This window comes from Luteimonas sp. MC1895, from assembly GCF_016457215.1.
Classification (GTDB): Bacteria; Pseudomonadota; Gammaproteobacteria; order Xanthomonadales; family Xanthomonadaceae; genus Luteimonas.
In genome coordinates this window covers 94,504-109,162 of sequence record NZ_JAEMDY010000001.1, presented here as the reverse complement: position 1 = coordinate 109,162, position 14,659 = coordinate 94,504, and the positions used below count along the sequence as shown (strand labels likewise).

The following is a 14,659-nucleotide window of genomic DNA, read 5'->3' as shown; positions in this document are numbered from 1 at the left end:
ACCTGCCTCCGGGGCGCGCTTGCGGCATCCTAGGCGCATGTCACGCGCACCCGCTCCCATTGCGAACTCCGGCGTTGCCGCCACGCATGCGGCCGCTCCAGGCGCCGGCAGCGTGCTGCGCGGGGTCGAGCGCTGGCGCGGCGGCGAGGTCCGGCACGTCGAGGACCATGTCGCCGAGGAGGTCCCGGTGGCCTTCGTCTACAACGACCAGCCCTTCGCGGTGATGATGGCCACGCCCGCCGACATCGCCGATTTCGCCACCGGCTTCGCGCTCAGCGAGGGCATCGTGGAGCGCCTGGCGGACGTGTCGGTCGAGCACATCGAGACCTTCATCGAAGGCATCGAAGTGCGGCTGCGCATTCCCGCTGCGCGCGCGCAGGCACTGGCCCGGCGCCGGCGCAGCATGGCCGGCCGCAGCGGCTGCGGGGTCTGCGGCAGTGAGCTGCTGGAGGCGGCCCTGCGCTATCCGCCGCCGGTCGCATCCGACGTGCGGGTGACCACCGCCGCGCTGCGCCGCGCCCTGGGCGAACTGCGCGCCGCGCAGGCGCTCACCGCGCTCACCGGCGCGGCGCATGCCGCGGGCTGGATGGCACTGGACGGCAGCCTGCTGCTGGCGCGCGAGGACGTCGGTCGCCACAACGCCCTCGACAAGCTGATCGGCGCCATGGCCGCCGCCGGCCATCAGCCCGAAGCCGGCTTCCTCGTGGTCACCAGCCGCGCCAGCTACGAAATGGCCATGAAGGCGGCCAGCGCCGGCATCTCCTTCATGGCCGCGATCTCGGCGCCGACCGCACTCGCGATCTCGCTGGCCGAGCATGCGGACCTGACCCTGCTGGGCTTCGCCCGCGACGACGGCCAGGCGGTCTACACGCATCCCCGGCGGCTGCTTGCCGACCGGCCAGCTGCGTCCGGCGACACCGGGGCCAGCGCAGGTACGCCGCCATGAGCGACGGCCCGATCCGCAGGTACGACGGCCCGGCCGGCGGCTGGGACGCGCTCAGGAGCGTCGCCCGCCAGCTGGTCAGGGAGGACGTCGGCCTCGGTGGCGCCCGCGCCCTGCTCCACGCCAACCAGCCGGACGGCTTCGACTGTCCCGGCTGCGCCTGGCCCGACCGCGACCACACCTCCACCTTCGAGTTCTGCGAGAACGGCGCCAAGGCCGTTGCCGCCGAGGCCACGCGCCACCGCGCCGGGCCGGAGCTGTTCGCCCGCCACAGCGTCGCGCGGCTGTCGGAATACAGCGACCACTGGCTCGAATCCCAGGGCCGGCTCACCACGCCGATGCGCTACGACGCGGCGACCGGCCACTACGTCCCTGCGACCTGGGACGAGGCCTTCGCGCTGATCGCAGGCCATCTCAGGGCCCTGCCCTCGCCCGACCAGGCGATCTTCTATACCTCGGGCCGCACGTCGAACGAGGCCGCCTTCCTGTACCAGCTGTTCGTACGGGAGTACGGGACCAACAATTTCCCCGACTGCTCGAACATGTGCCACGAGTCCTCGGGCACCGCGCTCAAGCCGCAGGTCGGCGTCGGCAAGGGCACTGTCTCGCTGCAGGACTTCGAGCAGGCCGACTGCATCCTGGTGTTCGGCCAGAACCCGGGCACCAACCACCCGCGCATGCTCGGCGAGCTGCGCGACGCGGCCAGGCGCGGCTGCAGGATCGCCGCGTTCAATCCGCTGCGCGAGCGCGGACTGGAGCGCTTTGCCGACCCGCAGGACAAGCTGGAGATGCTGCGCGGCGGCTCGACCCGGATCGCGTCGGACTACTTCCAGCTGAAGATCGGTGGCGACCTGGCCGCGGTGAAGGGCATGGTCAAGCACGTGCTCGAGCGCGACGACGAGGCCCTGGCGCAGGGCCGGCCTTCGCTCCTCGACCGCGCCTTCATCGCCGAACACACCACCGGCTTCGAGGCCTTCGCCGCCGATGTGCGCGCGGAGTCCTGGGACACGATCGCCGCCGAGTCGGGACTCGACCCGGCCCGCCTGCGCCAGGCGGGTGATCTCTACCTGCAGTCCGAGCGCGTGATCGCCTGCTGGGGCATGGGCATCACCCAGCACCGGCACTCGGTCGCGACCATCCGCATGATCGCCAACCTGATGCTGCTGCGCGGCAACCTCGGCCGCCCGGGCGCCGGGCTGTGCCCGGTGCGCGGCCACAGCAACGTGCAGGGCGACCGCACGATGATGATCTGGGAGAGGCCGCCTGCCGCCTTCCTCGACCGCCTGCGCGAGGTGTTCGGCTTCGAACCGCCGCGCGCGGAAGGCTACGACACCGTGGCGGCGATCGAGGCCATGCTCGACGGCCGCGCGCGGGTGTTCTTCGCCATGGGCGGCAACTTCGCCGCCGCCACCCCCGACACCGGGGCCACCGCGCGCGGCCTGCGCACCTGCGCGCTCACCGTGCACGTGGCCACCAAGCTCAACCGCAGCCACCTGGTGCACGGGCGCGAGGCGCTGATCCTGCCCTGCCTCGGCCGGACCGAAATCGACCTGCAGGCGAGCGGACCGCAGGCCGTCACGGTGGAGGACTCGATGAGCATGGTGCACCTGTCGGCAGGCATCCGGCCGCCGGCATCGGCCACCCTGCTGTCGGAGCCCGCGATCATCGCGCGCTTGGCGCAGGCCACGCTGGGCGAGCAGTCGACGGTCGACTGGTCCTGGCTGGTCGAGGACTACGACCGCATCCGCGACCTGGTCGCGCGCGTGTTCGACGACTTCCACGACTTCAACGCACGCGTGCGCGTGCCGGGAGGCTTCCGCCTGCCCAACGGCGCCCGCGAGCGGCGCTGGGACACCGCGAGCGGCAAGGCGGCCTTCATCGCGGCCGCGGTGCCGGTCGACAACCCGATCCACCGCGCGCGCGCGGCGGGCGCCGCCCTGGACGCGCCGCCGGTGTTCCTGCTGGCGACCATGCGCTCCCACGACCAGTACAACACCACCATCTACGGACTGGATGACCGCTACCGCGGCGTTTTCGGCGAGCGGCGGGTGCTCTTCACCCACGCCGACGACATCGCCGCACTCGGCATGCAGGCCGGCGACCGGGTCGATCTGGAGAGCCTGGCCGACGACGGCGTGCGCCGGCAGGCCAGGGGCTTCCTGCTGGTCGCCTACGACATCCCGCGCGGCTGCCTGGCGGCTTACTACCCCGAGACCAATCCGCTGGTGCCGCTGTCGAGCTTCGCCGAAGGCTCGCGCACGCCCACCTCCAAGTCGGTCCCGGTCGTGCTGGCTCCCCACCGTCCCGACGGCGCCGCGGCGCGCCAGCGCGACATCCCCGCCGCCGTTGTCGGCTGACGCGGCCCTGCTCCACGCGCTCCTGGCCGAACTGGCCGGGCATCCCGACGGGGTGTCGAGCGCGCGCCTGTGCAAGCGCCTGGGGCTGCGCATGAGCGTGCTGCTGCGCATGCTGGCGTGGATCGGCGAGGATCCGATCGGCGACCACGCCGCACCCGGCTGGGTGCGCACGCGCGATGACGGCACGCGCACCCTGGTGCAGCTGACCGCCACGGGCCAGGCACTGCTGGCCAGCCTCCCGCACGCGTCCCCGGCGGCGCCGGAGCCGCCGTAGCGTCAACCACGCGGCGGGTCCGCGTGCGGCGTCGGGCGGGCGCCTTCCGCGGTGCCCTGTGCGATCCTGTCGGTCCCGCCGAGCGCGCCCGCACCACCCAGCATGACGTCCGACGCCAACCCGGCTGCAGCCTTGACCACGGGGCGTCCCGACGTCCTGGTCGTCGACGACGACACCGACATCGTCGACCTCATCGACCGCTACCTGGGCGCACATGGCTTCGCCGTCCGCGCCGCGCACACCGGCGCCGACATGCACCTCGCCCTGGCCGCGGCCGCGCCCGACGTCGTCCTGCTCGACCTCGGCCTGCCCGACGTCGACGGCCTCTCGCTGCTTCAGCAGTTGCGCACCCACTGGCAGGGGCCGGTGATCGTGGTCAGCGGCCGCGGCGGCGCGGTGGAGCGCGTGGTCGGGCTCGAGCTGGGCGCCGACGATTACGTCGCCAAGCCTTTCGACTTCCGCGAGCTGCTGGCGCGCATCCGTTCGGTGCTGCGCCGCGCCGCGCCGGTCGAGGCGCAGCCGGTGGCCGACACGCCGCGCCGGTTGGCGTTCGCGCACCTGGTCGTCGACCTGGCGGCGCGGCGGATGCATGACGCCGCCGGCACCGAGATCCCGCTCACCACCGGTGAATTCGACCTGCTGCGCGCCCTGCTCGAGCGGCCCAACGAGGTCCGCAGCCGCGACGAGCTGATGACCAGCCTGTACGGCCGCGAAGCCGGGCCCTTCGACCGCGCGATCGACGTCGGCGTCGCGCGCCTGCGGCGCAAGGTGGAGCCGGACCCGGCGAACCCGGACCTCATCCGCTCGGTGCGCGGCCTCGGCTACCTGCTTGCCGCCGAGGTGCGGCCGGCATGAGCGACGGCGCACTGCCCGTTCACGCCATCCCGGGACTGTTCGAAGCCGTGCCCGACGCGCTGGTGGTGATCGGTCCCGACGGCCGCATCCTGCACGCCAACGGCCAGGCGGAAGCGCTGTTCGGCCACCCGCGCGGCAGCCTCGAAGGCCGTGAGATCGAGGACCTGCTGCCGGCCGCGGCGCGCGCGCGCCACCGCGACTACCGCGACCGCTACATGGGCCAGCCGCACGTGCGGCCCATGGGCGCGACCGGTCAGACCCTGACCGGACTGCGCAGCGACGGCAGCGAATTCGCGGTCGAGATCGCGCTGAGTCCGCTGCAATCGACCGCCGGCCCGCGCTACCTGGCGTCGGTGCGCGACATCTCCGGCACCCAGCGCGTGCGCCAGGCGCTGGCGCGGGCGCGCTACGACGCCATCGCCGCGCGCATCGGACAGCTGGCGCTGGAGACCGGCACCGAGGCGGAATTGCTCGAGCTGCTGCCCGGCCTGCTGGCCGAGGCCCTCGGCGTCGACTCGGTGGCGATCCTGGCGGCCCCGCACGATGCCCACCCGGCGGGAGTCCGCGCGGCCATCGGCCCGGCGTGGAGCGTCGCCGGCACCACGCCGCGGCCCTTCGCCGGCCAGCACCGCGAGGCCTGGATCATCGACGACGTCGCCGTCGATCCGTCGGCAGCCGCCCTGTTCCCGCTGCCGCTGCCGCCCTCGGGCAGCGCGGTCATGGTCCCGGTGCTCGAACGCCACCGCGTGGCCGGCGCCCTGCTGGCCAGCGCCCGCGAACCACGCCGCTTCGACCACGACACGCGCCACCTCCTGCAGTCCGCGGCTGCCACGCTCGGCGCATTCGTGCAGCAGCGCCGCGCCGAGGAACAGCTCGCGCATGCCCACCGCCTGGACGCGATCGGCCAGCTGACCGGCGGCGTGGCGCATGACTTCAACAACCTGCTGACGGTGATGTCGGGCAGCCTGCAGCTGCTGGAGACGGAGGTCGCCAGCGACTCGGGACGCGAACTGCTGGCCAGCGCCCTGCGCACGGTCGGCCGCGGTGCCGAGCTCACCGCCAAGCTGCTGGCCTTCGCGCGCCGCCAGCGCCTGCTGCCGCGCGAGGTCGACGTCCCGGCGCTGCTGCACGACGTCGAGCGGGTGCTGCGGAGCACGCTGGGGGACGCCGTGCGGCTGCGGCTCGAGGTCGAGGACGGCGTCTCGTCCGCCTGCATCGACGCCGGCCAGCTGGAAGCCGCGCTGCTCAACCTGGTGCTCAACGCGCGCGATGCGCTGCCGCAGGGCGGCGAGATCGTGCTCGGGGCCGGCGAGGAAAGCGTCAAGCGGCCCCGGCCCGGCCTGCCCGCAGGGCGCTACCTGCGGCTCTCGGTGCGCGACACCGGACGCGGCATGCCGGCGGACGTGCTGGCGCGCGCCATGGAGCCGTTCTTCACGACCAAGGGCCGCGAGCGCGGCAGCGGCCTGGGCCTCAGCATGGTGCATGGCTTCGCGCGCCAGAGCGGCGGCGACCTGGAGATCGACAGCAGCCCGGGCGTGGGCACCGAGGCCCGGCTGTACCTCCCGCTGGGTGGCGCCGGCGCGAATGACGCGCCGGCAACGCCTGTGTCCGCCGCGTCGTCATCGGGCAGCGGCGAGCGCGTACTGGTGGTCGAGGATGACCCTGCGGTGCGCGCGATCACCGTCGCCTTCCTGCGCACGGGCGGCTACGCCGTCGAGGCGGTCGCCGACGCCGAGGCGGCCCTGGTGCGCCTGCGCGAGGATGACGGCTTCGCCCTGCTCTTCACCGACGTGATGCTGGGCCCCGGCATGGACGGCAAGCGCCTGGCGGTCGCCGCCCGCGGGCTGCGACCGGGCCTGCCGGTGCTGCTGACCTCGGGCGACGAGGAACACGCCGCGGACGCGGCGGCCACCTCGGGCCTGCGGCTGTTGCGCAAGCCCTGGCGACGCGAGGTGCTGGTGGAGGCCGTGCGCGACGAACTCGCGCGCTAGTGGCAGCGCTCGTCCTCGCCGGCGAGCACCGCGCGCAGGCCCCCCTCGTCAACGATGCGGATGCGTCGGCCGCTGACTTCGATCATGCCGCGGGCCTGCATGCGCGACAGCGCGCGGGTCACGGTTTCCAGGGTCAGCGAGAGGAAGTTGCCGAGCTCGGCGCGGGTCATGCGCAGCTGCAGCAGCTCAGGGTCGAGGGCCAGGGTGGCAAAGCGCGCCGACAGGTCGAGCAGGAACGCGACCACGCGCTGGTCGGCGCCCAGCGTGCCGATGGCCAGCATCCAGCGCCAGTCGCGGCGGATTTCGCCGGCGAGCATGGCGGTCACCCGCGACTGGATCTCTGGCAGCATGTCCTGCAGGCGCGCGCAGGGCAGCTCCCAGACTTCGGCCCCGTCCAGCGCCACCGCATCGCAGGCATGGGCCGGCATGTCCACCGAGTCGAGGCCCAGCAGGTCGCCGCGCATGCGGAAGCCGGTGATCTTCTCTCGGCCGTCCTCGCTCAGCACGCTGGTCTTGAAGCAGCCGCTGCGCACGTAATAGAGCGAGTGGCGCGGCTGGCCAGCATGGAACAGCGCCTGGCGCGGCTCCATCCGGTGCACCCGCGGCGGCCAGCGCAGCAGCAGCGATTCAAGCGCCGGCGCCGCGTGCTGCTGGCGGTCGGAGGACCAGTCACCTGCCTGGCCGCGGGCGGCGGACTGGCTGGACATGGCGTTGTGGAACATGGGCGGCTCCTGCGTCGCGATGCCAGCCACTCTATTCAGCCGCCACGCGCGCACGGGCAGCGGGCGGTAACGGTTTGTAACCGTATGTAACGGCGGCGGACTGCGCAGGGATTACGCAGACGCAAATGACAACGTTCATCCCGGAACTGAGGAAGGCGAGGGGGTGCGGCGCCGAGGCGCTTTGACGCATGGCCTGCTGAGGGGAAGTCAAGGAGGAGGCTTCGGCCGCAGGCCGGAGCCGGGGGACATGAGCGGCAGCAGGCATCGCATCGCAGCACCGCCAAGCGTCCCGCCGGAACAACCAAATGAAAGGCCGCCTTGCGGCGGCCTTTCATGCGGACATGCGTGCGCGTTGCGCATGGGGGCGCGCGTCGCGCGTCGCGTCAGCCCTGCAGCGGCACCACGCGGATCTCGACGCGGCGGTTCAGGGCGCGGCCCTGCTCGGTCGCATTGTCGGCGATCGGCATCGACTTGCCGAAGCCCACGACCTCGAAGCGCTCGCGCATCAGGCCCTGGCCGATCAGGTAGTTGGCCACCGAGGAGGCGCGCTGCTCGGAAATGCGCTGGTTGACCGCATCGCCACCGACATTGTCGGTGTGACCGGCGACTTCCACGATGGTCTGGTTGTACTCGGACAGCGTGCGCGCGACGTTGTTGAGCGCCGGGTAGAACTGCGGCTTGAGGTCGGTCTTGTTGAAATCGAAGGTCACGCCATCGGGCAGGTTGAGCTTGATGACGTCGCCGTCGCGGTCGACCACGATGCCGGTGCCGGCGGTCTGGCGGCGCAGTTCGGCCTCCTGGCGATCCTGGTAGGCGCCGACGGCGCCGCCGGTGATGCCGCCCACGCCGGCGCCCACCAGCGCGCGCTGGCGACGCTCGGTGGCGTCTGAACCGCTCAGCAGGCCGGCCACCGCGCCGATGCCGGCGCCGATCAGCGCGCCGCGGCGGGTCTTGTTCGGATCATTCGGATCGCTGGTCTGGCCGGTGTAGCTGGCGCAGCTGGTGAGCATGACCGCGCTGGCGGCGAGCGAGGCAAGGATGATACGGGGCGACGTGCGCATGGTGGGAGGCTCCTGTGGCGGGCGGCGGGCGCCCTGTTGGATGAACGGGGGCCACGCTAACCGCGAAAGCGTCCGCGTGAAGTGATGGGGACCTGCCCTATTCAGCCGCCGGATAGTCTCCGCCGCTGTACAGCCGGGGGATCCGGTCGTTCAGGCCCACCAGGACCTCGTAGGGAATCATGCCGGCCGCTTCGGCGACCTGCTCGACGCGAAGTTCCCCGGTGCCCTGTCGGCCGATCAGCACGACCTCGTCCTCGTTCCAGGCGCTCTGTTCGCCGATATCGACCATGAACTGGTCCATGCAGACCCGGCCGACGATCGGGAAGCGCTGCCCGTGGATCAGCACCGAGCCCCGTGAGGACAGCGCACGCGGAAAGCCGTCGCCGTAGCCGATCGGGATGGTCAGCACGCGGGTATCGCGGGTCGGCGCCCAGCTGCCGCCGTAGCTGACCGTGTGCCCGGCCTCGACCACCTTGAAGTACACCACCCGCGAGACCAGGCTCATCGCCGGCTCCACCGCCACCGTCGGCCGGCAGGCGGCGCCCGGCAGGACGCCGTAGAGCATGATGCCGGGCCGCACCATGTCCAGGCGCGCCTGCGGGAAGTGCAGCACGCCGCCGGAGTTGGCGATGTGCCGCGGCGGCATCGGCGCGCCGATGCGCGGGAAATGCGCGCAGGCCTCCTCGAAGCGCTCCAGCTGCAGCGCGGTCATCGGCGAGTCGGGCTCGTCCGCGCAGGCCAGGTGGGAAAAGATGCCGGCCAGGGTGATCCAGCGCGAGGCCACCGCCGCCTCGATGAAGGGACCGGCGCTCCAGGCGTGCACGCCGATGCGCTGCATGCCGGTGTCGACCTTCAGGTGCACGGTGGCGCGCTGGCCCATGGCCTCGGCCGTGGCCTCGACCTGGTGCAGCTTCTCCAGCGACGAGACGGTGATCTGCAGGTCGTGCGCGATGTACTGCGCCACCTGCGGCGCGAACACGCCGCCCAGTACCAGGATCGGCACGGTGATGCCGGCGCGGCGCAGCGCGATGCCCTCTTCGGGGAATGCGACGCCCAGGTGCTCGACGCCCACCGACTGCAGGTGGCGCGCCACCGGCACCAGGCCGTGGCCATAGGCATTGGCCTTGACGATGGCCATCACCGGCACGCCGACGTGCGCGCGGATCGCGTGCAGGTTGCCCGCGATGCGGCCCAGGTCGACCAGGGCGCGGGTCGGGCGTTCGGAAACGGGCAGGCTCACGGGATCTACTCGAAGCTTCCGACCGAGTCGTGGGCGAGGTTGTCGAAGCGGGTGTACTCGCCGAAGAACTTGAGCTTCACCGCGCCGGTCGGGCCATTGCGATGCTTGCCGATGATCACTTCGGCCAGGCCCTTGTCGGGTGAGTTTTCCTTGTTGTAGTAGTCGTCGCGGTAGATGAAGACGATCAGGTCGGCGTCCTGCTCGATCGCGCCGGACTCGCGCAGGTCCGCCATCACCGGGCGCTTGTCCGTGCGCGTTTCCAGCGAGCGGTTGAGCTGCGACAGCGCCATCACCGGCACGTTGAGCTCCTTCGCCAGCGCCTTCAGCGAGCGGCTGATCTCGGAGATCTCGGTGGCGCGGTTCTCGCTGTTGCCCGGCACCTGCATCAGCTGCAGGTAGTCGATCATGATCATGCCCAGGCCGTGCTCGCGCTTGAGCCGGCGCGCCTTGGCGCGTAGGGCGTCGGGCGACAGCGCGGGCGTGTCGTCGATGAAGATCTTGGTTTCCTTCAGCAGCCGGATCGCGCTCGAGATGCGGCTCCAGTCCTCGTCCTCGAGCTGGCCGGTGCGCAGGCGCGCGGCGTTGACGCGGCCGACCGAGGAGATCAGGCGCAGCGCGAGCTGGCTGGCCGACATTTCCATCGAGAACACGGCCACCGGCTTCCTGGTCTTCATCGCCGCGTATTCGGCGATGTTGAGCGCCAGCGTGGTCTTGCCCATGGCCGGGCGCGCGGCCAGGATGATCAGGTCGGTGGGCTGCAGGCCGGCGGTCATCTCGTCGAACTCGACGTAGCCGGTGGGCAGGCCGGTGATCGAGCCGCCGGCGGCATAGCGCGTCTGCAGGACGTCGAAGGCGTCCTTCATGGCGTCGTTGACCGCGGTGAAGTCCTTGCGGCCGCGGTTGCCGGCCTCGGCGATCGCGAACACGTCCTGCTCGGCCTTGGCCAGGATCTCGGAGCTCTCGCGGCCCTCCGGCTGGAAGCCGTCGTTGACGATGCCGGTACCGACCTCGATCAGCTGCCGCAGCACCGCCTTGTCGCGGACGATTTCGGCATAGGCCACGATGTTCGCGGCCGACGGCGTGGTGGTGGCGAGCTCCACCAGGTAGGCGCCGCCGGCCACCAGCTCGGACTGGCCCTGCGATTCGAACCACTCGCCGAGCGTCACCGCGTCGAACGGACGGTTGCGCTCGGCCAGTTCCTTGATGGCGCGGAAGATCAGCTGGTGGTCGCGGCGGTAGAAGTCGACCTCGTCGAGCTGGTCGCCGACGCGGTCATAGGCCTCGGGCGACAGCATCAGCCCGCCGATGACGGCCTGCTCGGCCTCGACCGACTGGGGCGGAAGGCGCAGGTGTTCGACCCGGGCATCGCCACGCCCGTGCGGGTCGCGGCCGTCACGCTTGAAGCCGGGTCTGGCGCTCATCGCTGCACGCTCGTCACTATCGGGACTCCCCTGGTGGGACCGTCGCCGCGGCCCCTGGTGCTGTGTCGGACTGACATCGTAAAGGCCCCCGGCCGGGAAGCGTTGCAGACAACCCTGTGGATAACCGGTGGGTATCGCAGGAACCGCGACCGCGGACGCCGGAAACGGAAACGGGCGCCCCGAGAGGCGCCCGCTCCAGTCCCGACCGTGATGGCTCAGGCGGCTTCGGGTTCGACCACGACCTTGACGGTGGTCTCGACGTCGGCGTGCAGGTGCACGACGACCTCGTACTCGCCGACGGTGCGGAAGGCGCCCTCGCCCATCACCACTTCGGACTTCTCGACCGGGGTGCCGGCCTTGGTCAGGGCCTCGGCGATGTCGCGCGGACCGACCGAGCCGTACAGCTTGCCCTCGGTCGACGCATTGGCGTAGACGGTGACGCTCGCGCCTTCGAGCGCGGCGACGCGCGTGTTGGCCTCGTCCAGGCTCGACTGTGCCTTGGCCTCGTACTCGGCGCGGCGCGTCTCGAAACCGGCCAGGTTGGCGGCGGTGGCCGGGACGGCCTTGCCCTGCGGCACGAGGAAGTTGCGGCCGTAGCCGGGCTTCACGCTGACCTTGTCGCCAAGGTTGCCGAGGTTGACGACCTTCTGCAGGAGGATCAGATCCATGGGATGTACTCCGTATTCGTTAGCGGCGCACCCACGCGCGCCGCAACCGTTGCTGTCCGAATGGACGGTGGCCGGGCCGCCCTGGGGCGGCGCGGGATCAGACGTTGTGGTTGTCGGTGTACGGGATCAGGGCCAGGAAACGCGCGCGCTTGACGGCGGTGGCGAGCTGGCGCTGGTACTTCGACTTGGTGCCGGTGATGCGGCTGGGAACGATCTTGCCGTTCTCGGTCAGGTTCTGGCGCAGGGTGTTGAGATCCTTGTAATCGATCTCCTTGACGCCCTCGGCGGTGAACTTGCAGAACTTGCGGCGGCGGAAGAACTTGGACATGTCGGTGATCCTCAGGCGGCTTCGGAGTTGTCGTCGGTGTCGGCGGCGGGCTTCTCGCCCTCGCCTTCCTCGTCGTCACGGCGGCGGCGCTCGCCACGCTCCGGACGGTCGGGCTTCTCCGGCTTCTCGTCCTTGTTCTTCATGATCAGCGACTGCTCGGTATCGGCCTCTTCGCGGCGGACCACGAGGTGGCGGAGGATGGCGTCGTTGAAGCGGAAGCCCTCGATCAGCTCGTCGAGCACGGACTGGCCGGCCTCGATGTTCATGAGCACGTAGTGGGCCTTGACCAGGTTGTCGATCGGATACGCCAGCTGGCGACGACCCCAGTCCTCGAGGCGGTGGATCTTGCCTTCGGAACCTTCGATCAGGGTCTTGTAGCGCTCGACCATGGCCGGCACCTGTTCACTCTGGTCCGGATGGACCAGGAACACGATCTCGTAGTGACGCATGTTGTTTCCTCGTGGATATCGGCCGCGGGCGGAACGCCGCTGGCCGGGACAGCCCCCGGACGGTCCCTGGAGGACGCCGTGGGGCAAGGGACTCCCGGAAAAACGGGAGCCGCGCATTATGGCAGCGGGGCTGCTGGTGGCGCAACCCGGGGCGACTTGGCCGCCGGGTGTCGACCGCGGGCCTCGTGTGGGACGCGTGCCGCTGCAAGGGAGGGGTGCGACGTGCCGACGCGGGGTGATGGTTGGTGTCGTCCACCACGAGGCCGCCGGCGGCGGTGCAGGAGGTGGATGGTGGGGAGAGTGCGGAGAGTGGGCCATGGATGGCCCACGCCCCCGCTTCCAGCCATGGATGGCTGGCGGCGGGGCGGAGCACTCCCCCCGCCAGCCGCCTCCTGCAGCGTGGACGTCACGAAGAGGCCGCATTGAAGATGCTGCCAGAACGGAATCACACGCGAGTGCGGTTCGCCGCGATAGCGGCTCCTACAGGAGCAAGGAGGTCAGGCGACCTTGTCGGCGTCGGTGGTGAAGCTTTCGCCGCAGCCGCAGGCGGCGGCGGCCTTCGGGTTGCTGAAGGTGAACTGCTCGTTCAGGCCCTGCTTGAGGAAGTCCATTTCGGTGCCGTCGACCAGGGGCAGGCTGTCGGCGTCGACGAAGATGCGCACGCCGTCCTGCTCGAACACCGTGTCGCCGGGGCGCTCGTCGCGTGCGAGATCGACCGCATAGCCCCAGCCGGAGCAGCCGGTGCGGTTGACGCCGAAGCGCAGCCCGAGGGCCGCGGGAGAAGATGCGAGGTAGCCCTTCACGCGTTCGAGGGCGGCGGGTGCAAGGGTGATGGCCATGGCGTCATTCTACTCCGTGGGGCCGGCGCGGATCCGGCATCCGCGCGGCGATGGGTCCGGTAAACTCACACTCCCTGTATCGGTCCCTCCATTCAAGGATTCAAGGCATGACGGTTGTCAGCGTCGAACACGCGCTCGCGGGCAAGGTCGCCGCCGGCGGCGAAGTCACGGTCCGCGGCTGGGTGCGCACCCGGCGCGATTCCAAGGCCGGGCTGAGCTTCGTCAACGTCAGCGATGGCTCGTGCTTCGCGCCGATCCAGGTGGTCGCGCCGTCCACGCTTGCCAACTACGAGGCCGAGGTGAAGCGCCTGACCGCCGGCTGTTCGGTGATTGCCACCGGCACCCTGGTGGCGTCGCAGGGCCAGGGCCAGAGCTTCGAGATCCAGGCGGAGTCGATCGAGGTCGTCGGCTGGGTGGAGGATCCGGAAACCTATCCGATCCAGCCCAAGGCGCATTCGCTCGAGTTCCTGCGCGAGGTCGCCCACCTGCGTCCGCGCACCAACCTGTTCGGCGCGGTCACCCGCATCCGCCACTGCCTGGCGCAGGCCGCGCACCGCTATTTCCACGAGAACGGCTACTACTGGGTCAACACGCCGATCATCACCACCTCCGACGCCGAGGGCGCGGGGCAGATGTTCCGCGTGTCCACGCTCGATCTCGCCAACCTGCCGCGCGGCAAGGACGGCAGCGTGGACTTCGACCGCGACTTCTTCGGCAAGGAAACCTTCCTCACCGTCTCGGGCCAGCTCAACGTCGAGGCCTTCGCGCTCGCGATGAGCAAGGTCTACACCTTCGGTCCGACCTTCCGCGCCGAGAACAGCCACACCACGCGCCACCTGGCCGAGTTCTGGATGATCGAGCCGGAGATCGCCTTCGCCGACCTGGCCGAGACCGCACGCATCTCCGAGGAGTTCCTCAAGTACCTGTTCAAGGCGGTGCTCGACGAGCGCGGCGACGACATGGCCTTCATCGCCGAGCGCGTGCAGAAGGACGCGATCACGCGGCTGGAGTCGTTCATCAATGCGCCGTTCGAGCGCATCGAATACACCGATGCGGTGGAACTGCTGCAGAAATCCGGCCACAAGTTCGACTTCCCGGTGGAATGGGGCCTGGACCTGCAGACCGAGCACGAGCGCTGGCTGACCGAGCAGCACGTCGGCCGGCCGGTGGTGGTGACCAACTATCCGGAGCACATCAAGGCGTTCTACATGCGCCTCAACGACGACGGCAGGACCGTCGCCGCGATGGACGTGCTGGCCCCGGGCATCGGCGAGATCATCGGCGGCTCGCAGCGCGAGGAGCGGCTCGACGTGCTCGACGCGCGCATGGACCAGTTCGGCCTTGATCGCGAGCTCTATGGCTGGTACCGCGACTTCCGCCGCTACGGCACGGTGCCGCACGCCGGCTTCGGCCTCGGCTTCGAGCGCCTGATCGTCTACATCTGCGGGCTGTCCAACATCCGCGACGCCATCCCCTACCCGCGCGCGCCCGGCACGGCGGAGTACTGAGGC

14 protein-coding genes are annotated in these 14,659 nt (G+C 70.8%); 6 read left to right on the top strand and 8 right to left on the bottom strand.

Annotated elements, in window-relative coordinates:
* Nucleotides 1–112 precede the first annotated feature (112 nt).
* From fdhD to JG616_RS00420, 5 genes are all read left to right on the top strand, one after another.
* Nucleotides 113–946, top strand: a complete 834-nt coding sequence (fdhD, locus tag JG616_RS00440) for a formate dehydrogenase accessory sulfurtransferase FdhD (RefSeq protein ID WP_343224980.1) — start codon at nt 113–115, stop codon at nt 944–946.
* Nucleotides 943–3,300 (top strand): FdhF/YdeP family oxidoreductase, encoded by a 2,358-nt coding sequence (locus JG616_RS00435; RefSeq protein WP_199391346.1) that lies wholly within the window; start codon nt 943–945, stop codon nt 3,298–3,300. The genes fdhD and JG616_RS00435 overlap by 4 nt, the downstream gene beginning before the upstream one ends.
* Nucleotides 3,290–3,574, top strand: coding sequence for a hypothetical protein (locus JG616_RS00430; protein ID WP_199362008.1), 285 nt, complete (start codon nt 3,290–3,292; stop codon nt 3,572–3,574). The genes JG616_RS00435 and JG616_RS00430 overlap by 11 nt, the downstream gene beginning before the upstream one ends.
* A gap of 102 nt (nt 3,575–3,676) precedes the next feature.
* A complete protein-coding gene (locus JG616_RS00425; RefSeq protein WP_199391345.1) occupies nt 3,677–4,429 on the top strand; it encodes a response regulator transcription factor in 753 nt (250 codons plus the stop codon).
* Nucleotides 4,426–6,420, top strand: coding sequence for an ATP-binding protein (locus JG616_RS00420; RefSeq protein WP_199362006.1), 1,995 nt, complete (start codon nt 4,426–4,428; stop codon nt 6,418–6,420). The genes JG616_RS00425 and JG616_RS00420 overlap by 4 nt, the downstream gene beginning before the upstream one ends.
* Here the strand turns inward: JG616_RS00420 and JG616_RS00415 are convergent.
* From JG616_RS00415 to JG616_RS00380, 8 genes are all read right to left on the bottom strand, one after another.
* Entirely contained in the window at nt 6,417–7,142 is a 726-nt protein-coding gene (locus JG616_RS00415; protein WP_199362005.1) for a helix-turn-helix domain-containing protein, read from the bottom strand. The two genes, JG616_RS00420 and JG616_RS00415, sit on opposite strands and share 4 nt — an antisense overlap.
* A gap of 383 nt (nt 7,143–7,525) precedes the next feature.
* Nucleotides 7,526–8,152, bottom strand: coding sequence for an OmpA family protein (locus JG616_RS00410; protein ID WP_235972882.1), 627 nt, complete (start codon nt 8,150–8,152; stop codon nt 7,526–7,528).
* 148 nt (nt 8,153–8,300) lie between these two features.
* Complete coding sequence (alr, locus tag JG616_RS00405) at nt 8,301–9,443, bottom strand: alanine racemase (RefSeq protein ID WP_199391343.1); 1,143 nt, start codon at nt 9,441–9,443, stop codon at nt 8,301–8,303.
* Nucleotides 9,444–9,448: 5 nt separating this feature from the next.
* A complete protein-coding gene (locus tag JG616_RS00400; RefSeq protein ID WP_199362002.1) occupies nt 9,449–10,864 on the bottom strand; it encodes a replicative DNA helicase in 1,416 nt (471 codons plus the stop codon).
* 215 nt (nt 10,865–11,079) lie between these two features.
* The gene (rplI, locus tag JG616_RS00395) at nt 11,080–11,532 is read right to left on the bottom strand and encodes a 50S ribosomal protein L9 (protein WP_199362001.1); all 453 of its coding nucleotides are present in this window, start codon (nt 11,530–11,532) and stop codon (nt 11,080–11,082) included.
* Between the two features lie 97 nt (nt 11,533–11,629).
* Complete coding sequence (rpsR, locus tag JG616_RS00390) at nt 11,630–11,860, bottom strand: 30S ribosomal protein S18 (RefSeq protein WP_055247656.1); 231 nt, start codon at nt 11,858–11,860, stop codon at nt 11,630–11,632.
* An 11-nt stretch (nt 11,861–11,871) separates the two neighbouring features.
* Complete coding sequence (rpsF, locus tag JG616_RS00385; RefSeq protein WP_199362000.1) at nt 11,872–12,309, bottom strand: 30S ribosomal protein S6; 438 nt, start codon at nt 12,307–12,309, stop codon at nt 11,872–11,874.
* Nucleotides 12,310–12,806: 497 nt separating this feature from the next.
* The gene (locus tag JG616_RS00380; protein ID WP_199391342.1) at nt 12,807–13,148 is read right to left on the bottom strand and encodes an iron-sulfur cluster assembly accessory protein; all 342 of its coding nucleotides are present in this window, start codon (nt 13,146–13,148) and stop codon (nt 12,807–12,809) included.
* Nucleotides 13,149–13,255: 107 nt separating this feature from the next.
* Between JG616_RS00380 and asnS the strand changes: the two genes are divergently transcribed.
* On the top strand, nt 13,256–14,656 hold the full coding sequence (gene asnS / locus JG616_RS00375; protein ID WP_199391341.1) for an asparagine--tRNA ligase: 1,401 nt from the start codon (nt 13,256–13,258) through the stop codon (nt 14,654–14,656).
* Nucleotides 14,657–14,659 lie beyond the last annotated feature (3 nt).